19 protein-coding genes are annotated in these 18,277 nt (G+C 71.1%); 14 read left to right on the plus strand and 5 right to left on the minus strand.

Annotated features, from left to right (window positions below; genetic code table 11):
- Positions 1 to 22: 22 nt before the first annotated feature.
- The gene (sepH, locus tag ASC56_RS28255) at positions 23 to 1,060 is read right to left on the minus strand and encodes a septation protein SepH (RefSeq protein ID WP_055494398.1); all 1,038 of its coding nucleotides are present in this window, start codon (positions 1,058 to 1,060) and stop codon (positions 23 to 25) included.
- A gap of 506 nt (positions 1,061 to 1,566) precedes the next feature.
- Here sepH and ASC56_RS28260 point away from each other — a divergent pair.
- Positions 1,567 to 2,352: a hypothetical protein gene (locus ASC56_RS28260; protein ID WP_055494399.1), complete on the plus strand. Its 786-nt coding sequence runs from the start codon at positions 1,567 to 1,569 to the stop codon at positions 2,350 to 2,352.
- On the opposite strand, the gene ASC56_RS28265 is transcribed toward ASC56_RS28260, so the two are convergent.
- Both ASC56_RS28265 and ASC56_RS28270 read right to left on the minus strand, forming a co-directional pair.
- On the minus strand, positions 2,276 to 3,595 hold the full coding sequence (locus ASC56_RS28265) for a D-arabinono-1,4-lactone oxidase (RefSeq protein WP_055494400.1): 1,320 nt from the start codon (positions 3,593 to 3,595) through the stop codon (positions 2,276 to 2,278). The genes ASC56_RS28260 and ASC56_RS28265 overlap by 77 nt on opposite strands.
- Positions 3,555 to 4,793: an MFS transporter gene (locus ASC56_RS28270; protein WP_055494401.1), complete on the minus strand. Its 1,239-nt coding sequence runs from the start codon at positions 4,791 to 4,793 to the stop codon at positions 3,555 to 3,557. Before ASC56_RS28270 ends, ASC56_RS28265 begins: the two co-directional genes overlap by 41 nt.
- 244 nt (positions 4,794 to 5,037) lie before the next feature.
- Here ASC56_RS28270 and ASC56_RS28275 point away from each other — a divergent pair, with 244 nt between their 5' ends.
- Both ASC56_RS28275 and ASC56_RS28280 read left to right on the plus strand, forming a co-directional pair.
- Positions 5,038 to 6,165: a ferrochelatase gene (locus ASC56_RS28275; protein WP_055494402.1), complete on the plus strand. Its 1,128-nt coding sequence runs from the start codon at positions 5,038 to 5,040 to the stop codon at positions 6,163 to 6,165.
- Positions 6,166 to 6,179: 14 nt separating this feature from the next.
- A complete protein-coding gene (locus ASC56_RS28280; protein ID WP_055494403.1) occupies positions 6,180 to 6,998 on the plus strand; it encodes an inositol monophosphatase family protein in 819 nt (272 codons plus the stop codon).
- Positions 6,999 to 7,069: 71 nt separating this feature from the next.
- Here ASC56_RS28280 and ASC56_RS41300 read toward each other — a convergent pair whose 3' ends face one another.
- Positions 7,070 to 7,243 carry a hypothetical protein gene (locus ASC56_RS41300; RefSeq protein WP_181923169.1) on the minus strand — a complete coding sequence of 58 codons (174 nt, stop codon included), beginning with the start codon at positions 7,241 to 7,243 and terminating at the stop codon, positions 7,070 to 7,072.
- Between the two features lie 417 nt (positions 7,244 to 7,660).
- On the opposite strand from ASC56_RS41300, the gene ASC56_RS28285 reads away from it, so the two are divergent.
- The 4 genes from ASC56_RS28285 (at position 7,661) to ASC56_RS28300 (ending at position 11,156) form a co-directional block, all read left to right on the plus strand.
- Positions 7,661 to 8,314, plus strand: coding sequence for a response regulator transcription factor (locus ASC56_RS28285; RefSeq protein ID WP_055494404.1), 654 nt, complete (start codon positions 7,661 to 7,663; stop codon positions 8,312 to 8,314).
- A gap of 5 nt (positions 8,315 to 8,319) precedes the next feature.
- Positions 8,320 to 9,552 carry a HAMP domain-containing sensor histidine kinase gene (locus ASC56_RS28290; RefSeq protein ID WP_055494432.1) on the plus strand — a complete coding sequence of 411 codons (1,233 nt, stop codon included), beginning with the start codon at positions 8,320 to 8,322 and terminating at the stop codon, positions 9,550 to 9,552.
- Positions 9,553 to 9,946: 394 nt separating this feature from the next.
- On the plus strand, positions 9,947 to 10,243 hold the full coding sequence (locus ASC56_RS28295; protein ID WP_003993510.1) for a DUF4193 domain-containing protein: 297 nt from the start codon (positions 9,947 to 9,949) through the stop codon (positions 10,241 to 10,243).
- Between the two features lie 13 nt (positions 10,244 to 10,256).
- The gene (locus ASC56_RS28300; protein WP_079102753.1) at positions 10,257 to 11,156 is read left to right on the plus strand and encodes a hypothetical protein; all 900 of its coding nucleotides are present in this window, start codon (positions 10,257 to 10,259) and stop codon (positions 11,154 to 11,156) included.
- A gap of 26 nt (positions 11,157 to 11,182) precedes the next feature.
- Here the strand turns inward: ASC56_RS28300 and ASC56_RS28305 are convergent, their stop codons facing one another.
- Positions 11,183 to 11,644, minus strand: coding sequence for a DUF3093 domain-containing protein (locus tag ASC56_RS28305; protein ID WP_055494406.1), 462 nt, complete (start codon positions 11,642 to 11,644; stop codon positions 11,183 to 11,185).
- 58 nt (positions 11,645 to 11,702) lie between these two features.
- Here ASC56_RS28305 and ASC56_RS28310 point away from each other — a divergent pair, with 58 nt between their 5' ends.
- The 7 genes from ASC56_RS28310 (at position 11,703) to ASC56_RS28340 (ending at position 18,251) form a co-directional block, all read left to right on the plus strand.
- A complete protein-coding gene (locus tag ASC56_RS28310; protein WP_055494407.1) occupies positions 11,703 to 12,287 on the plus strand; it encodes a PaaI family thioesterase in 585 nt (194 codons plus the stop codon).
- The gene (dut, locus tag ASC56_RS28315) at positions 12,284 to 12,799 is read left to right on the plus strand and encodes a dUTP diphosphatase (RefSeq protein WP_055494408.1); all 516 of its coding nucleotides are present in this window, start codon (positions 12,284 to 12,286) and stop codon (positions 12,797 to 12,799) included. Before ASC56_RS28310 ends, dut begins: the two co-directional genes overlap by 4 nt.
- Position 12,800: 1 nt before the next feature.
- The gene (locus ASC56_RS28320; protein WP_055494409.1) at positions 12,801 to 13,559 is read left to right on the plus strand and encodes a DUF3710 domain-containing protein; all 759 of its coding nucleotides are present in this window, start codon (positions 12,801 to 12,803) and stop codon (positions 13,557 to 13,559) included.
- Between the two features lie 256 nt (positions 13,560 to 13,815).
- A complete protein-coding gene (locus ASC56_RS28325; protein ID WP_055494410.1) occupies positions 13,816 to 16,359 on the plus strand; it encodes a sensor histidine kinase KdpD in 2,544 nt (847 codons plus the stop codon).
- Positions 16,356 to 17,039, plus strand: coding sequence for a response regulator (locus ASC56_RS28330; RefSeq protein ID WP_055494411.1), 684 nt, complete (start codon positions 16,356 to 16,358; stop codon positions 17,037 to 17,039). Before ASC56_RS28325 ends, ASC56_RS28330 begins: the two co-directional genes overlap by 4 nt.
- An 84-nt stretch (positions 17,040 to 17,123) precedes the next feature.
- A complete protein-coding gene (locus tag ASC56_RS28335; RefSeq protein ID WP_055494412.1) occupies positions 17,124 to 17,522 on the plus strand; it encodes an OB-fold nucleic acid binding domain-containing protein in 399 nt (132 codons plus the stop codon).
- 3 nt (positions 17,523 to 17,525) lie between these two features.
- Positions 17,526 to 18,251 (plus strand): DUF3159 domain-containing protein, encoded by a 726-nt coding sequence (locus ASC56_RS28340; RefSeq protein ID WP_055494413.1) that lies wholly within the window; start codon positions 17,526 to 17,528, stop codon positions 18,249 to 18,251.
- Positions 18,252 to 18,277 lie beyond the last annotated feature (26 nt).

Consider the following 18,277-nt stretch of genomic DNA (forward strand, 5'->3'; position numbering starts at 1 on the left):
GCGGTGCCCGGCCGAGCGCCGACTACTCCTGCTTCTTGCGCCGTGTCCCGAAGACGATCTCGTCCCAGCTCGGGACCGCCGCCCTGCGGCCCGGACGGACGCCGTCCGCCTCGGCCTGGCGGTCCGTGGCGCCGATCAGCCGGTCGCGGTGGCTGCCAACCGTGCGCGGCATGAGGACGTCCGCGTACGCGGAACCGGCCGAGGCCGCGGGCGCGGGGGGTTCCTCCGCCTCGGGCTCCTGGACGGGCTCCTCCTGTGGCTCCGCGGGCAGCTCGGGCACCACCATGTCGCCGCGGAAGCTCGGCACCGCCTCCAGGAGGCTGGTGAGCGAGTCGCGCTCGCCGGTGCTCTCCTCGGCCGGCTCGGGCGACTGCGACGGCAGGACCGGACGGTCCGCCGGGCGCTCCAGGGCGCGGTCCAGCCGGCCCTCGCGCGGCAGGCGTGCGATCCGCGGCACGAAGGGGTAGCTCGGCTCGGGTGCCGCGAGGTCGTCGGACTCGCCGATCAGTGACCGCGCCTCGTCGTCGACCGCCTGGACGAGCCGCCGGGGCGGGTCGTAGGTCCAGCTCGCCGAGTGCGGTTCTCCGGCGACCCGGTAGACGAGCAGCACCTCCCAGGTGCCGTCGTCGCGGCGCCAGGAGTCCCACTGGACGGTGTCCTTCTCGGCCCCGCGCAGCAGCAACCGCTCCTGGACGGCCTCACCGAGCTGGGGGCCGGCGTTCTCGCCGGGCCGGCGCACGGGCGTCTTGCGGGCCCGCTCGGCCATGAAGGCGCGCTCGGCCAGCACGGGGCCCTCGAACCGGCGTACGCGGTCGACGGGGATCCCCGCGAGCTGGGCGACCTCCTCGGCGGACGCGCCTGCACGTATACGCGCCTGGATGTCTCGGGGGCGGAGATGGCTCTCCACCTCGATCTCGATCTGGCCGAGGCGGGGACGGTCGCCACGCACGGCGGCACGGAGCCGTTCGTCGATCGGAAGCGTGTACTCCGTGCTGTCCGCAGCCTTCAGCACCAGCCGTGTGCCGTCATTGGAGACGGCCACGACACGCAGTTCGGGCATGGGGACCTCCCGGGTGGTGCCTGCCGACGTCACGTGCGTCGCTGCTTCCGCTAGTCGAGTGTGGCCTGCCCGGGTGCAGCCTGCCACAACCTTGCCGAGTTGCCCGGCGTGTCGGGCGCGGGCCCTGGATCGCCGTTATGGCACGGTTACCTATTCGCAACGCTAAGTGACCAACTCCGTCACCCTGTGCAACTAGCCCCCTCCTGGCGGTCCAGCAAGGCCCCGGACGCCCTGGCGGGAGACCGGACCCAGGGCTCGCAACAGTACTCCATTCGGGCCACGTGCGTGGATCGGCACGCCGCCCAACTTCTGGCAAGGGGTGCGAGTTGGCCGCCCGATGTGCCGCTTTCGTGCCCCTAAACGTGGCGCACTTCACCTAATCGGCAAAAACGGAACTAATCCTTTCGGACATACGTCCCCCTTGTCGTGTGGCCGGACGATCACATCCGGCCGGTCGAGTTCATGTGTGGACGATTACGTACGGGAAAGGCAGGCAAGTTCCGGGGATGCGCGAGAAACCGGACGTGGGTACGGAGGGGGAAGACGGGAAGGGGACCCGGAGGAAGCGGCTGGATCTGAACGTCCCTCAGGTGGCGGGCGGTGCCGTGGCCGCGGTGGTGGCCGCCAAACTCGCCTCCTACTTCGGTGTCTACGGGACGATCCTGGGCGCCGGCCTGGTCAGCGTCGTCGCCACCTGCGGCGGCTCCGTCTTCCAGCACGTCTTCAGGCGCACGGGTGAGCAGATACGGGAAGCCACCGTGCCGGCCGGGCCCCGGGGGCCGAGGCCGCCCGCCCCCGGCGAGTTCTCCGAGGGCACCGTGCACCGCGCGCGGTTCAGGGGCTGGAGGCGGCCGGTGCTCGCGGCCGCCCTCGTCTTCGGCGTCACGATGGCGGGGATCACCGCCTACGAACTGGCGTCGGGCAACGGCTTCGGCGGCGCCGCGAACACCACGGTCGGCGACGCCCTGACCGGCCACAGCACTTCGTCCTCGCGGTCGGACACCTCACCGTCGTCCGCGCGGACGCCGTCCACCGGGGTCCCGACGCCCTCGGACGGCGCCTCCCCGCAGGGCACGCCGAGCGGTGACACCGGCGCTTCCGCCGGGAGCGGTGACATCGGTACGGCCGGGAGCCCCGCGCCCGGTCTCACGCCCGGCCGGGACACCGGCTCCCCCGGTGGTGCGCCCGCCTCGCCGCCCGCGCCGAGTGCGTCGGCTACGAGCCCAGCACCCGACGCAGGTAGTCGTTCCCGAACCGCCGATCCGGGTCGAGGCGGTCCCTCAGGGCAGTGAACTCGCCGAAGCGCGGATAGGCCCCGGCGAGGTACTCCGCGTCGCGCGTGTGCACCTTGCCCCAGTGGGGGCGCCCCTCGTGCGCCGTGAAGATCCGCTCGGCGGCGGTGAAGTACGCCTGGTAGGGCGTACCGCGGAACATGTGTACGGCGACGTATGCACTGTCCCGGCCGGAGGCCGTGGAGAGGGCGATGTCGTCGGCCGGGGCGGTGCGGACCTCGACGGGGAAGCTGACGCGCAGGTCCGAGCGGTCGACCATGACCTTGAGTTCACGCAGCGTCTGAGTCAGGGCCTCGCGCGGGACGGCGTACTCCATCTCCACGAAGCGCACCCGGCGCGGAGAGGTGAAGACCTTGTAGGGAATGTCGGTGTACGTACGGGCCGACAGGGCCCGGCTGGAGATCCGGGCGATCGCCGGGACGGTGGTGGGCACGGCGCGGCCCACCCAGTTGGCCACCTGGAACACGCCGTTGGAGAGGAACTCGTCCTCGAACCAGCCGCTCAACTGTCCGACCGGCTTCTCGGGGCCGGCGCTGCGGTTGTTGCGCTTCGTGTTGGTGTTGCCGGTATGCGGGAACCAGTAGAACTCGAAGTGCTCGTTCTCGGCCCACAGTTCGTCGAACTCGGCGAGGACCCGCTCGAAGGGCATCGGCTCCTCGCGGGCCGTCAGCAGGAAGATCGGCTCCACCGCGAAGGTGATCGCGGTGATGACCCCGAGGGCGCCTATGCCCAGGCGGGCCGCCGCGAAGACGTCCGGGTTCTCCTTCTCGGTGCAGCTGAGCACCGAGCCGTCCGCCGTCACCAGTTCCAGTCCCTTGATCTGGGCGGCGATCGAGGCCGACTCCCGGCCGGTGCCGTGCGTGCCCGTGCTGGTGGCGCCGGAGACGGTCTGCTCCATGATGTCGCCCATGTTCGTGAGCGACAGCCCCTCGCGCGCGAGTGCCACATTGAGTCTCTTGAGCGGGGTGCCCGCCTCGACGGTGACCGTGCCGGCCGCACGGTCGATCGCGCGTATGCCGGTGAGCAGTTGAGGGCGTATCAGCACGCCGTCGGTCGCGGCGGCGGCCGTGAAGGAGTGCCCGGTGCCGACGGCCTTCACCGTCAGGCCGTCCTCGGCCGCCTTCCGTACGGCGGCGGAGAGCTCCTCGACCGAGGCGGGGGTGACCTCCCGTACGGGCCGAGCGGTGACGTTCCCCGCCCAGTTACGCCACGTGCCGCTCTGCCCGCTCACTGTGGTGCTCATGGGACCCTCCCCGCTGCGGAACCGGCCTGCCCAGCCGGCGGTACCCGAGGAAACCGACCGCGACCGCGACGGCCCCGGACGTCACCGGAACCCCGTACCCGGACCTCGCACCGGCGGCGTCGATCACCGAGCCGGCCACGGATGAGCCGATCGCGACCCCGACCGCGAGCCCGGTGGACACCCAGGTCATTCCCTCGGTCAGGTGTGCGCGTGGTACGTGCCGCTCGACGAGGGCCATCGTCGTGATCATCGTGGGTGCGACGGACAGGCCCGCAACGAACAGCGCCACGGCCAGAGACAACAGGTTTCCGACCAGTAGGAGGGGGATCATACTCACGGCCATGGCACATATGCCCAGGAGCCATCTGCGTTCCGGCGCCCCCCGGGAGCGCAGCAGCCCGAAGACCATGCCGGCGACGCAGGAACCCGCCGCGTAGAGGGCCAGCACGATGCTCGCGGCGGCCTTGTGGCCCCGCTCGTCCGCGAAGGCCACGGTCACCACGTCGACCGCGCCGAAGATCGTTCCGCTCGCCGCGAACGTGCTGACCAGGACCCGCAGCCCGGGCGAGCGCAGCGCGGTGCCGCGGGTGTGCCGCTCGCGCGGATGCGGCACGGGCTCGGTGGCGCGCTGGGCCGTGAGCCAGCAGACGCCGACCGCGAGGAAGCACGCGGCAAGGAGGGGGCCGGCCTCCGGGAACCAGTTCGTGGACAGGCCGATGGAGATGATCGGCCCGAAGATGAAGCAGACCTCGTCCACCACGGACTCGAACGAGTAGGCGGTGTGCAGCTGTGGGGTGCCCCCGTACAGGGCCGCCCAGCGGGCCCTGATCATCGCGCCGAGGCTGGGCACCGCGCCGATGCCGGCGGAGCACACGAACAGCACCCAGTCCGGCCAGGACAGATGCGCGGCCAGGAGCAGCCCGGTCGCCGCGGCCAGCGCACAGAGGGTCGCCGGGCGCAGCACCCGGCGCTGTCCGTGCCGGTCCACCAGGCGTGAGATCTGCGGGCCGACGACGGCGGCGGACAGCGCGATGGTGGCCGACAGCGCGCCCGCGAGTCCGTAGCGCCCGGTGACCTGGGAGATCATCGTCACCACGCCGATACCCATCATCGCCAGCGGCATCCGGCCGAGGAAGCCGGCGGCGGAGAAGCCCTTGGAGCCGCGGGCGGCGAACAGGGCGCGATAGGGGCTGGGCACGTGGTCTCCGATGCGATGCGACGCGACGCGACGCGGTGCGGTGCGGTAACGGGCGTAATGCGGGATGTTCCTTACAGGGTGGGCGATCCCAAGGTATGCCGGGCGTCGCGTCCGCACCAGCGTTCGGACCGATGTTCGCGGGCCCGTCGCCGACGCCCCCCCGCGGACCCGCGGGAGGCGAGTGGCGGTTGGCGGTTGGCGGGTGGCGGGAGCGTTGTCGGTGGCGGGTGGCAGGATCGTAGACATGCCCGACGCACTCGACGCCAGCCCGTACGACGCCCTGCTGCTCCTCTCGTTCGGAGGCCCGGAGGGCCCGGACGACGTGGTCCCGTTCCTGGAGAACGTGACACGTGGGCGGGGCATCCCCAAGGAGCGCCTGATGGAGGTGGGCCGGCACTACTTCCTCTTCGGCGGGGTGAGCCCCATCAACGCCCAGAACCGCGCCCTCCTCGACGCACTCCGCAAGGACTTCGCCGGCCACGGTCTGGACCTGCCCGTCTACTGGGGCAACCGCAACTGGGCGCCGTATGTGACCGACACCCTGCGCGAGATGGTCACCGACGGCCACCGCCGCATCCTGGTCCTCGCCACGAGCGCGTACGCCTCCTACTCGGGCTGCCGCCAGTACCGCGAGGACCTCGCGGGCGCCCTGGCCGCCCTGGAGGCCGAGGGCCTGCTGCTGCCGCGGATCGACAAGCTGCGGCACTACTTCAACCACCCCGGTTTCGTGAAGCCGATGGTCGAGGGCGTCCTCAAGTCCCTGGCCGACCTGCCCGAGGACGTCCGCGACGGCGCGCACATCGCCTTCACCACGCACTCCATCCCCGACTCCGCGGCCGACACCTCCGGGCCGGTCGAGGGCCACGGGGACGGTGGGGCATATGTGAGGCAGCACCTGGACGTGGCCCGGCTGATCGCCGACGCCGTGCGCGAGCGGACCGGCGTCGACCACCCCTGGCAGCTCGTCTACCAGTCGCGTTCGGGCGCCCCGCACATCCCGTGGCTGGAGCCGGACATCTGCGACCACCTGGAGGAGCTGCACGGCGCCGGGGTACCCGCGGTCGTGATGGCACCCATCGGGTTCGTCTCGGACCACATGGAGGTGCTGTACGACCTCGACACGGAGGCCGCGGCGAAGGCCGAGGAGCTGGGGCTGCCGGTGCGCCGTTCGGCCACCGTGGGCGCCGACCCGCGGTTCGCCGCCGCGATCCGCGATCTGGTCGTCGAGCGGGCCGCCGGCGAGCGCGGACAGCAGGTGACCCCGTGCGCCCTCGGCGCCCTCGGCCCGAGCCACAACGTCTGTCCGGTGGGCTGCTGCCCGGCCCGCGCCCCCAAGCCCGCCGCCGCGGGCGCCGACAGCCCGTACGCGTGAGGAGCACCAGCACCGTGACCGAACAGCCCGAGACGTCCGACCGGCTGAAGGCCGAGCTCCTGGAGCTCGCACTGGAGGCCGCCACCCGCGCGGGAGCCTTCCTGCGCGACGGGCGCCCCGACGACCTCGGGGTGGCCGCCACCAAGTCCAGTGCCATCGACGTCGTCACCGAGATGGACATCGCCGCCGAGAAGCTGATCACCGGTCTGCTCTCCAACCGCCGGCCGGACGACGGCCTGCTCGGGGAGGAGGGGGCCAGCGTCGAGGGCACCAGCGGCGTCGAGTGGGTGATCGACCCGATCGACGGCACCGTCAACTACCTGTACGGGCTCCCGAGCTGGGCGATCTCCATCGCGGCCCGCAAGGGCGGGGAGACGCTCGTCGGGGTGGTCCACGCGCCCATGCGCGGCGAGATCTACCGGGCCGTCCAGGACGGGGGCGCGTTCGTGAACGACCGTCCAGCCCGTGTGCGTCCCGCCACCGAACTGGGCCTCGCCCTGGTGAGCACCGGCTTCGGCTATCTGACCGAGCGCAAGGTCCAGCAGGCCGAGGTGGTCCGCCGGCTGATCCCCCAGGTGCGGGACATCCGCCGGGGCGGCTCCGCCGCGATCGACCTGTGCGACGTGGCGGCGGGCCGGCTCGACGCGTACTACGAACGGGGACTGAACCCCTGGGACTACGCGGCGGGCGACCTGATCGCCCGCGAGGCGGGCGCCCTGACCGGGGGCCGCCCCGGCGAGCCCCTCTCCCCGGCCCTGACCATCGCGGCCCCACCGGGTCTGTTCGAACAGCTGCAGGCGCGACTGGACGAACTGGGGGCGTGGCACGACTGAGGCACCGCCCCGTGAGACAGGAAGCGGGGCCCCGGCCTGGATCTGCCGGAGCCCCGCTTCCTGCGAGCTGATCAGACGCGAGTCGCGCCGACTTCCACACCGTGCTCGGCGGCAAGGCGGTGCAAGTCGTCGAGTTCCGACTGCTCGACCTCCGCGAGGAAGTCGTCGCCGGTCTCACGGGCCCGCGTCAGGTCGGACTCGGTCGCCCGTATGCGCTGCAGAAGTCCTGCGGTGAATGCGTCCATGCTGCGCCCCCTCGTCCTGGGTCGTGGGTCGGTGGCACGGGGGTGTGCCCTTGGGAAGGGACGATCACGTCTCCATCGGGTGCCCAGCGCTGCCCTGGCTGGGCGGCGACGGTGCCGGACACCCACGCCCGCCCTACGGGAAGCGGTGAGCTGCCGACCACATGGTGGTGGGCCACATGCAGAGCGTGATCGCGGGGTGTAAAACCCGTCCTCCCCCCGCTCCCTTCCGCGGAAACCTCAACCGCACGAGAAAATCTCGCATTCCCGGGGGGCCGGACCGTCCTTCCCCGGGGCCGTCACCTGTCTTACAGCCGGTTTACGGCCGAAAAGGGCAGGATGGAGGTCTCACCCATGGCAGACCTGCCCGTGGGCTGCCCGCACAGGGCCGCACGGGTGGACAGAGGAAGGACAAGCGACGTGCGCGTACTCGTCGTCGAGGACGAGCAGCTGCTCGCCGATGCGGTGGCCACCGGACTACGCCGGGAGGCCATGGCCGTCGACGTCGTGTACGACGGTGCGGCCGCCCTGGAGCGCATCGGCGTCAACGACTACGACGTGGTCGTCCTCGACCGCGACCTGCCGCTCGTGCACGGCGACGACGTGTGCCGCAAGATCGTCGAGCTCGGCATGCCCACCCGCGTGCTGATGCTCACCGCGTCGGGCGACGTCAGCGACCGTGTGGAGGGCCTGGAGATCGGCGCCGACGACTATCTCCCCAAGCCGTTCGCGTTCAGTGAGCTCATCGCGCGCGTGCGCGCCCTCGGACGGCGTACGAGCGTGCCGCTGCCGCCCGTCCTGGAGCGCGCCGGGATCAAGCTCGACCCCAACCGCCGTGAGGTCTTCCGCGAGGGCAAGGAGGTCCAGCTCGCCCCCAAGGAGTTCGCCGTGCTGGAAGTCCTCATGCGCAGCGAAGGCGCCGTCGTCTCGGCCGAGCAGCTCCTGGAGAAGGCCTGGGACGAGAACACGGACCCCTTCACCAACGTCGTACGCGTGACGGTCATGACCCTGCGCCGCAAGCTCGGCGAGCCCCCGGTCATCGTCACCGTGCCTGGCTCCGGATACCGGATCTGATGACCGTGGCCGCGACCCCCGCACCGCCCTCGGCACCGCCCAAGCCCACCTGGGACCCCCGCAGGCCGGAGCTCCCGTTCCCCTTGCTGCGCCCGACCATCCGCATAAGGCTCACGCTGCTGTACGGCGGCATGTTCCTGATCGCCGGCATCCTGCTGCTGTCGATCATCTACCTGTTCGCGGCACACGCGCTCAACGTGGGCAGCGACCTGCCGTTCAAGATCGTCTACGGCCAGGTGGCGAGCGACAGCTGCAACTTCCCGTCCACCCCGACGGCGAACGAGCTCAACCACGCCATGAACGCCTGCGTGAACGAGCAGCGCCAGCACGCCCTGGACAACCTGCTCAGCCGCTCGCTGCTGGCCCTGCTCGGCCTCGCCGTGATCGCCTTCGCGTTCGGGTACGCGATGGCCGGCCGTGTGCTGTCGCCGCTCGGGCGGATCACCCGTACGGCACGGGCGGTGGCCGGGTCGGACCTGTCCCGCCGTATCGAGCTGGACGGCCCCGACGACGAGCTGAAGGAGCTGGCCGACACCTTCGACGACATGCTGGAGCGGCTGCAGCGGGCCTTCACGGCCCAGCAGCGCTTCGTCGGCAACGCCTCGCACGAGCTGCGCACCCCGCTCGCGATCAACCGCACGCTCCTGGAGGTGCACCTGTCCGACCCGGGTGCGCCGGTAGAGCTGCAGCAGCTCGGCAGGACGCTGCTCGCCACCAACGAGCGCAGCGAACAGCTCGTGGAGGGCCTGCTGCTGCTCGCCCGCAGCGACAACCAGATCGTGGAGCGCAAGCCCGTCGACCTGGCGGAGGTCGCCTCGCAGGCCATCGACCAGGTGCACGCCGAGGCGGAGGCCAAAGGCGTCCGGATTCGTGGTGAGCGCTCTGCGGCGGTCGTCCAGGGCAATGGAGTCCTGCTGGAGCGGATCGCCCTGAACCTCGTCCAGAACGCGGTGCGCTACAACGTCCCCGAGGGCGGTTGGGTCGAGGTGACGACGGAGATCCAGCACGGCCAGGCGGTACTGGTGGTCTCGAACACGGGACCGGTTGTCCCCGCCTACGAGATCGACAACCTCTTCGAGCCCTTCACACGGCTGCGTACGGAGCGCACGGGCAGCGACAAGGGCGTGGGCCTCGGCCTGTCCATCGCGAGGTCCGTGGCGCGCGCCCACGGCGGTCACATCACCGCACAGCCCCGAGAGGGGGGTGGACTGGTGATGCGGGTCACCCTGCCCATCTGACATCATGCCCCGACCCGGTTCGGACGTTCGCTTTGCGCGGAATTTTCGGATCCCGGACTCGAGCGGCTCGTGTGTGATCGATCACAGGTGGTTCTTTCCGGCCATCTACTCTGTGTGATCCGGTGAGCCTGCGAAAGGCCGGGAAAATCCGGGTTTTCCGGTGGCTTGATCACGGGAAGTACACGGTGAGATGCCTTTGAAGTGAGGCACGAGGACCGTGTACGGTCCGGTTCGCCATCCAACCCGATCACTCATGAGGAGTCCGGTTGGGTGTCGATTGAGTAACAGACCTTGATGTGAGGCAAAATCTCCGCCTCGAGGCGGGCACAAGTCCGGCCTCTCACGCGTTACGTGCGCTGGAGACACCCGAAGACACCCAGAGGGGGAGAGCGAAATGGCAACGGATTACGACACCCCACGCAAGACCGATGACGACGTCGATTCCGACAGCCTGGAAGAGCTGAAGGCTCGGCGGAACGACAAGTCCGCCTCGGCCGTAGACGTCGACGAGTTCGAGGCAGCCGAGGGCCTGGAGCTGCCGGGCGCCGACCTCTCCAATGAGGAGCTGGCCGTCCGGGTGCTGCCCAAGCAGCAGGACGAGTTCACCTGCATGAGCTGCTTCCTGGTGCACCACCGCAGCCAGCTGGCCCGGGAGAAGAACGGTCAGCCGATCTGCCGCGACTGCGACTGAGGCAGGGTCGGCCGTGACCGGCTCGACCCCTCCTCGGAAGCGCCGCTTCCTGCGCAGGGGAGCGGACCCGGAGCCTCACGAAGGCTCTCACGGCGTACGCGACGACGAGCGGGGCTCTTCCGATACGGGAATGGCCTCGCTCGAACCGGCGCATGCCCCAGGGGCCCCGGCGGGGCCCGAGGTACCCGCCGGTCCTCCGGCAGCCGTCGCACGGCGCCGTGCGGCCGCCATCCGGGACGGAATCCGGAAGGGGGCCCGCAAGGGCGGCAGCCACGCCAGGGCAGCCCTGGCGTACCTCACGGACCGGATCATCGAGATGGCCCCGCGGGTCCCCGTACGGGACCTCGCGACCCTCCGCAGGCACTTCCCCGGCCTCGGGCCCGAGGAACTCGCCGACAAGCTCGTCGCGGGCGCGGCGGGGGCGACGGCCACGGTCGGTGCCGGGATCGGGGCCGCGGCGATGCTGCCGGTGCCCCCGGCGATGCCGACCGAACTGGCCGCCGAGGTCACGGGGGTCGCCGCGATCGAGCTGAAGCTCATCGCCGAACTGCACGAGGTGTACGGCGTGCGACCGCCCGGCAACCTCGCCCAGCGCAGCACCGCGTATCTGAAGTCCTGGTCAGGGGAGCGCGGGATCGAAGTGACCAAGCCCGCGACCATCGACGCGGCCCTCGGCGTGCAGATGAAGCGGGAGCTGCGGCAGCAGATCATGAAGCGGCTGGTGCGGAACATGCCGAACCTGATGCCGTTCATGGTGGGCGCCGCGGTGGGGGCGGTCATGAACCGCCGGGACACCAGGCGGCTCGCGGAGCGGGTCCGGCGGGATCTGCGGAAGGTGCAGGTGCCCTGGGAGGCGCTGCCGCAGCTGCCGCCGCTGGAGAGGCCCGGGAACCCCCCGGAACTGGACCGCTGACGAGGAACCCCTGGAGCGGGGGAGGCCTAACCCTCCGCCCCTCCCGACTTGATCGCCGTCGCCAGACGCTCCGGCTCCCTCGTCGACAGGTAGAGGTACGGCGTCGGGTCCGCCGGGTCCACGACCTCGACCTTCAGCGCCGTCGGGATGTACGCGCGCAGCAGCATGAAGGCGTGCGGGTTCGCCTTGTACGTGCGCCAGGCGCGCGCCTCCTCCTGGTGCAGGACCACCGCCTCGCCGAGCGCCGACAGCGGGATCTTCGCCTCGCCCGCGATCAGGGAGTCGCCCACCACGCGGATGCGGATGGAGCCGTACGAGCTGGCCACGACGGCCGACGCCGCGGTGCCGCCGACCAGCCCGCCGAGCAGCGGCAGTGTGCCGAAGGGGAGCAGGACCAGAGCGATGGCGACGCCGACCAGGAGGCACATCAGCCACCAGGACCGGGGCGCGGTGAGACGTTCTTCGTACGGCGGCGCGGAGAGCTGCATGAAGCCAAGCTTGGCACGGTGTCCGGGACACGTTCACGCGCGGGTAAGGTCTGCGGCTGTGAGTGGTACTACCGCAGCTCTGACGCCTCCCGCCGACGCCGTGGCGCCCGTACGGCACCCCGACGCGCCCGCCCCGGGCGAGCTGCTCGGCGCGCACTACGAGCAGTGCTTCGGGTGCGGGGGAGAGCAGCCCCACGGTCTGCATCTTCAGGCGCGGGCCGGCGAGGGCGTGTCCATCACCGCCGAGTTCACCGTCCAGCCCGCCCATCAGGGCGCGCCCGGTCTCGCCCACGGCGGGGTCCTCGCCACCGCCCTCGACGAGACCCTCGGCTCGCTGAACTGGCTGCTGCGCACCATCGCTGTCACCGGGCGGCTGGAGACCGACTTCGCACGGCCCGTGCCCGTGGGTACCGTGCTGTATCTGGAGGCCGAGGTGACGGCGGTGGCCGGGCGGAAGATCTACTCCAGGGCGACCGGCCGGATCGGGGGCCCCGAAGGGCCCGTCGCCGTCCGCGCGGAGGCCCTGTTCATCGAGGTGAAGGTGGACCACTTCATCGACCACGGCCGCCCCGAGGAGATCCAGGCGGCCATGAAGGACCCGGACCGGCTCCGGCGCACACGAGCCTTCGAGGTGAACCCGTGACCACCGACCCCGTGAACGTGCTGATCCGGCGCGTCGACCCCGGCGTACCGCTTCCGGAGTACGCCCACCCCGGCGATGCGGGAGCCGATCTGCGTACCACCGAGAGCTGTGAGCTGAAGCCCGGGGAGCGGGCCGTACTGCCCACGGGCGTGTCTGTCGCGCTGCCCGAGGGGTACGCGGCCTTCGTGCACCCGCGATCCGGTCTCGCCGCCCGCTGCGGTGTCGCCCTCGTCAATGCCCCGGGGACGGTTGATGCCGGGTACCGTGGGGAGATCAAGGTGATCGTGGTGAATCTCGACCCGCGCGAGGCCGTGCGGTTCGAGCGCTTCGACCGGATTGCCCAACTGGTCGTCCAGCAGGTCGAGAGGGTTCGCTTCCAGGAGGTCGCGGAGCTTCCCGGCTCGGCGCGGGCCGAGGGGGGCTTCGGGTCCACCGGCGGTCATGCCGCCGTGGGCGGCACAACGGGTGGGAATCGATACGCTTCGGTCGTATCCGACCGGGAAGGACAGTGACGTGTTCGGACGTCGCAAGAAGAAGGGTGCCGCCGAGGATGCGGCCGGCGAGGCCGAGCAGGTCGTCGACGGTGTCGACGCTGAGGCGGACGAAGAGGTCGAGCGCGAGCGCGTGAGGCTCGACCCGGAGCCGCGGCCCGACGGCCCCTGGGACAGCTCCGAGGTCCGCGAGCCCGGCGAGGGCCGCGTGGACCTGGGCGGTCTGCTGGTGCCCGGGGTCGACGGCATGGAGCTGCGCGTCGAGGTCGCGGGCGACGCCATCGTCGCGGCGACCGTCGTGCTGCGGGACAGCGCCATCCAGTTGCAGGCCTTCGCGGCGCCCAAGCGCGAGGGCATCTGGGGCGAGGTGCGCGAGGAGATCGCCAGCGGTATCACCCAGCAGGGCGGCATCGTCGACGAGGTCGAGGGCCCGCTGGGCTGGGAGCTGCGTGCCCAGGTGCCCGTGCAGCTGCCGGACGGCACGGGCGGCTTCCAGGTCGTGCGGTTCGTCGGTGTGGACGGCCCCCGCTGGTTCCTGCGGGGTGTCATCTCCGGCCAGGGTGCCGTGCAGCCGCAGGCCGCCGGTCTGCTGGAGCAGATCTTCCGGGACACGGTCGTGGTCCGGGGCGAGGGCCCGATGGCGCCGCGCGACCCGATCGTCCTGCAGCTGCCGAACGACGCGCAGATGGTGCCCGAAGGCGTACAGCAGGAGGAGGGCTCCCGCTTCTCCGGCGGCATGGGCCAGCTGCAGCGCGGCCCCGAGATCACCGAGGTCCGCTGACCGCCGGCAGACACAACCACCACAGGCCGTACCCCCACGCCGAGGGGTACGGCCTCTTCATGTGTGCGGCCTGGGAGACCCGGACGCACGGGGTCCCGGGCCCAGGCGGCCACCCGCGGCGGCCGCCTGGGCCCGCTCGGGCGTGTCAGGGTTCCGTCAAAGACGCCCTGCCGTATGCCCCCCGCCCCATTTGCCGTGATTATTGGCCGTAAAGTCGACGCGGCGTACGCAGCTGTGACGGGAAGACAATGGGGCCATGGGACGCGGCAAGCTTCGGATCTACCTCGGTGCGGCACCGGGCGTGGGCAAGACCTACGCCATGCTGTCCGAGGCGCACCGGCGCGTCGAGCGCGGCACCGACTGCGTGGTGGCGTTCGTGGAGCACCACGACAGGCCCCGCACCGAGGTGATGCTGCACGGCCTGGAGCAGGTACCGCGCCGGGACTTGGACTACCGCGGAAGCGTCTTCACGGAGATGGACGTGGACGCCGTGCTGCGCCGTGCCCCCGCCGTCGCCCTGGTGGACGAGCTCGCCCACACCAATGTGCCCGGCTCCCGCAACCCCAAGCGCTGGCAGGACGTCGAGGAGCTGCTGACGGCCGGGATCGACGTGATCTCCACCGTGAACATCCAGCACCTGGAGTCCCTCGGCGATGTCGTCGAGTCCATAACGGGCGTACGGCAGCGGGAGACCGTACCCGACGAGGTGGTGCGCCGCGCGGACCAGATCGAACTGGTGGACATGTCGCCGCAGGCGCTGCGCCGCCGTATGGCGCACGGCAACATCTACACGCCCGACAAGGTCGACGCGGCCCTGTCGAACTACTTCCGGCCCGGAAACCTGACGGCGCTGCGGGAGCTGGCGCTGCTGTGGGTGGCCGACCGGGTCGACGAGTATCTGACCGAGTACCGCAGCCGGCACCGGGTCTCGACGATCTGGGGCTCGCGGGAGCGGATCGTGGTCGGTCTGACCGGTGGTCCGGAGGGCCGGACGCTGATCCGCCGGGCCGCGCGGCTGGCGGAGAAGGGGGCCGGTGGCGAGGTGATGGCCGTCTACATCGCCCGCAGCGACGGACTGACCTCGGCGTCGCCCAAGGAACTGGCGGTCCAGCGCACCCTCGTCGAGGACCTCGGCGGCACCTTCCATCATGTGGTGGGCGACGACATACCCGCCGCGCTCCTCGACTTCGCCCGCGGCGTGAACGCCACCCAGATCGTCCTCGGCTCCTCCCGCCGCAAGGCCTGGCAGTACGTCTTCGGGCCCGGCGTCGGGGCGACGGTGGCCCGCGAGTCGGGGCCCGACCTCGACGTCCACATCGTCACGCACGAGGAGGTCGCCAAGGGGCGCGGTCTCCCGGTCGCCAGGGGCGCGCGGCTCGGCCGTACCCGCATCATCGCGGGCTGGCTGGTCGGTGTCGTCGGGCCGGTCGTCCTCGCGCTGCTGCTGAACACCGTCCACCTCGGTCTCGCCAACGACATGCTGCTGTTCCTGGCGCTGACCGTGGCGGCGGCCCTGCTCGGAGGGCTGTTCCCGGCGCTCGCCTCGGCGGCCTGCGGCTCCCTGCTGCTGAACTACTACTACACGCCCCCGCTGCACCGGCTGACGATCGCCGACCCCAGGAACATCGTCGCCATCGCGATCTTCGTCGCGGTCGCGGTGTCGGTGGCCTCGGTGGTGGACCTGGCCGCCCGGCGCACCCACCAGGCGGCGAGGCTGCGCGCCGAGTCGGAGATCCTCTCCTTCCTGGCCGGCAGCGTGCTGCGCGGCGAGACCAGCCTGGAGGCACTCCTCGAACGCGTGCGCGAGACCTTCGGTATGGAGTCGGCGGCGCTGCTGGAGCGGACGAGCGACGTCGATCCGTGGACCTGCGCGGGCAGCGTGGGCCCGGGCGCACCGGTCGAACGGCCGGAGGACGCGGACGTGGACGTGCCGGCCGGCGACCACATGGCGCTGGCGTTGTCCGGGCGGGTGCTGCCCGCCTCCGACCGGCGGGTGCTGGCCGCGTTCGCCGCGCAGGCCGCGGTGGTCCTGGACCGTCAGCGGCTGCAGCAGGAGGCCGAGCAGGCCAAGGAGCTGGCCGAGGGGAACCGTATCCGCACCGCGCTGCTGGCCGCCGTCAGCCACGATCTGCGGACCCCGCTGGCGGGCATCAAGGCGTCGGTGTCCTCGCTGCGGTCGGACGACGTGGAGTGGTCCGAGGAGGACCGGGCCGAGTTGCTGGCGGCGATCGAGGAGGGCGCCGACCGGCTGGACCACCTGGTGGGCAACCTGCTGGACATGTCCCGCCTGCAGACCGGCACCGTCACCCCGCTGATCCGGGAGGTCGACCTGGACGAGGTCGTGCCGATGGCACTGGGCGGGGTGCCCGAGGACAGCGTGGAGCTGGACATCCCGGAGACGCTGCCGATGGTCGACGTGGACGCCGGGCTGCTGGAGCGCACGGTCGCCAACCTCGTCGAGAACGCGGTCAAGTACAGCCCCCTGGGCACGTCGGTCCTGGTCTCCGCGAGTGCCCTCGCCGACCGGGTGGAGGTCCGCGTCGTCGACCGCGGCCCCGGCGTCCCCGACGACGCCAAGGAGCGCATCTTCGAGCCCTTCCAGCGCTACGGCGACGCCCCGCGCGGCGCGGGCGTCGGCCTGGGCCTCGCGGTCGCCCGCGGCTTCGCCGAAGCGATGGGCGGCACGCTGACCGCCGAGGACACCCCGGGCGGCGGGCTCACGATGGTCCTCACCCTCCGGGCCGTGGAGAGCCTCCACGGCCCGGCACCACTGGCCGAAGCAGAAAGGCTGACCACATGACCCGGGTGCTCGTGGTCGACGACGAGCCGCAGATCGTGCGCGCCCTCGTGATCAACCTGAAGGCGCGCAAGTACGAGGTGGACGCGGCCCCCGACGGCACGACCGCGCTCCAGCTCGCCGCCGCCCGCCATCCCGATGTCGTGGTGCTCGACCTGGGACTGCCCGACATGGACGGCGTCGAGGTGATCAAGGGACTGCGCGGCTGGACCCGGGTGCCGATCCTGGTGCTGTCCGCCCGTCACTCCTCGGACGAGAAGGTGGAGGCGCTGGACGCGGGCGCCGACGACTACGTCACCAAGCCGTTCGGCATGGACGAGCTGCTGGCCCGCCTGCGCGCCGCCGTGCGCCGAGCGGAGCCGACCGGGGGCGGGGAGGACGACGTGATCGTGGAGACCGAGGGTTTCACCGTCGACCTGGCCGCGAAGAAGGTCAACCGGGCAGGGAAGGACGTACGGCTCACTCCCACGGAATGGCATCTGCTGGAGGTGCTCGTGCGCAACACCGGCCGCCTGGTCAGCCAGAAGCAGCTGCTGCAGGAGGTGTGGGGTCCGTCGTACGGGACGGAGACGAACTACCTGCGGGTGTACATGGCCCAGCTGAGACGGAAGCTGGAGGCGGACCCGTCGCATCCGAAGCACTTCATCACGGAGCCGGGGATGGGGTACCGGTTCGAGAAGTGAGCCGGGCACCAGGCGGAGCGAGCCGGGTGCGCGGGGCGGGGCCGCCGGTACGTCCGTGCCGGAGTGCCCCGGTAGGCTTTCGGTATGAGCGCTGTCTCTCGTTCCGAAAGCCCGGTGGGCCGCTTCCGGCGCATGCTCGACCGGCTCTCCTCGTCACAGGAGGACCTGGAGTCCGAGGAACTGCGGGAGGACGCCGACACCGCGGGATGTACGCGGATCGGCGACTGCCAGGACCGGCAGATCGTCACGGTTACTGGTACCTTGCGCACGGTCACGCTGCGCCCGCGGGCCGGTGTCCCGGCCCTGGAGGCCGAGCTGTTCGACGGTTCGGCGGCTCTGGACGTGGTGTGGCTCGGCCGGCGCTCCATCGTGGGCATAGAGCCGGGACGCAGGCTGATCGCGTCGGGCCGGATCGCGATGAGCCGGGGCCGCAGAGTGCTGTTCAATCCCAAGTACGAACTCAGACCGCTCGGACGGGAGTAGCCGGTGACGTCACTCGAGAAGCCGACCGAAGGCGCCCAGCAGGATTCGCGGGCGGTGACCGAGGCTGCGCTCTTCGAGGCGTTCGGTGGGGTCCGCGGCATGGTCGAGACCGTGGTGCCCGGCCTGTTCTTCGTCACCATCTTCACGATCAACAAGGACCTGCACTGGTCGGCGATCGCCGCGCTCGGGGTGTCGCTGCTGATGGTGGTGGTCCGCCTCGTCCGGAGGGACACCGTCAAGCACGCCTTCAGTGGTGTGTTCGGCGTGGCGTTCGGCGTGGTCTTCGCGATGATGACCGGCAACGCGAAGGACTTCTATCTGCCGGGCATGCTCTACACGCTGGGCCTTGCCCTGGCGTACATCATCACCACGCTCGCCGGGGTACCCCTGATCGGTCTGATCCTCGGTCCGGTCTTCAAGGAGAACCTCTCCTGGCGCACGCGCAACCCGGGTCGCAAGCAGGCCTATGCGAAGGCCAGTTGGGCCTGGGGCCTGATCCTGCTCGCCAAGTGCGCGATCCTCTTCCCCCTGTACTGGTGGGCCGACACCGCCCAGCTCGGCTGGGTGCTCATCGCGCTGAAGATCCCGCCGTTCCTGCTCGCCGTCTGGCTCACCTGGGTGTTCCTTGCGAAGGCCCCGGCGCCGATCGACGTCTTCGCGGAGATGGAGGCGGAGGAGGCCGCGGCCCAGGAGCAGGAGACGGCGGGAAGGCACCGTCGGGAGTCGTAGCACCTGCTGCCGGTGGGACCGTGTCC

This window comes from Streptomyces sp. TP-A0356, assembly GCF_001417775.1.
In the GTDB taxonomy this organism is placed as follows: Bacteria; Actinomycetota; Actinomycetes; order Streptomycetales; family Streptomycetaceae; genus Streptomyces.

Bases quoted from the DNA above. Each gene is read 5' to 3' on its own strand.
- ASC56_RS28325 (WP_055494410.1), top strand. From the start codon at position 13,816: ATGGGACGCGGCAAGCTTCGGATCTACCTCGGTGCGGCACCGGGCGTG.
- ASC56_RS28275 (WP_055494402.1), top strand. From the start codon at position 5,038: ATGCCCGACGCACTCGACGCCAGCCCGTACGACGCCCTGCTGCTCCTC.
- ASC56_RS28305 (WP_055494406.1), bottom strand. From the start codon at position 11,644: ATGCAGCTCTCCGCGCCGCCGTACGAAGAACGTCTCACCGCGCCCCGG.
- ASC56_RS28295 (WP_003993510.1), top strand. From the start codon at position 9,947: ATGGCAACGGATTACGACACCCCACGCAAGACCGATGACGACGTCGAT.
- sepH (WP_055494398.1), bottom strand. From the start codon at position 1,060: ATGCCCGAACTGCGTGTCGTGGCCGTCTCCAATGACGGCACACGGCTG.
- ASC56_RS41300 (WP_181923169.1), bottom strand. From the start codon at position 7,243: ATGGACGCATTCACCGCAGGACTTCTGCAGCGCATACGGGCGACCGAG.
- ASC56_RS28265 (WP_055494400.1), bottom strand. From the start codon at position 3,595: ATGAGCACCACAGTGAGCGGGCAGAGCGGCACGTGGCGTAACTGGGCG.
- ASC56_RS28330 (WP_055494411.1), top strand. From the start codon at position 16,356: ATGACCCGGGTGCTCGTGGTCGACGACGAGCCGCAGATCGTGCGCGCC.
- ASC56_RS28260 (WP_055494399.1), top strand. From the start codon at position 1,567: ATGCGCGAGAAACCGGACGTGGGTACGGAGGGGGAAGACGGGAAGGGG.
- ASC56_RS28335 (WP_055494412.1), top strand. From the start codon at position 17,124: ATGAGCGCTGTCTCTCGTTCCGAAAGCCCGGTGGGCCGCTTCCGGCGC.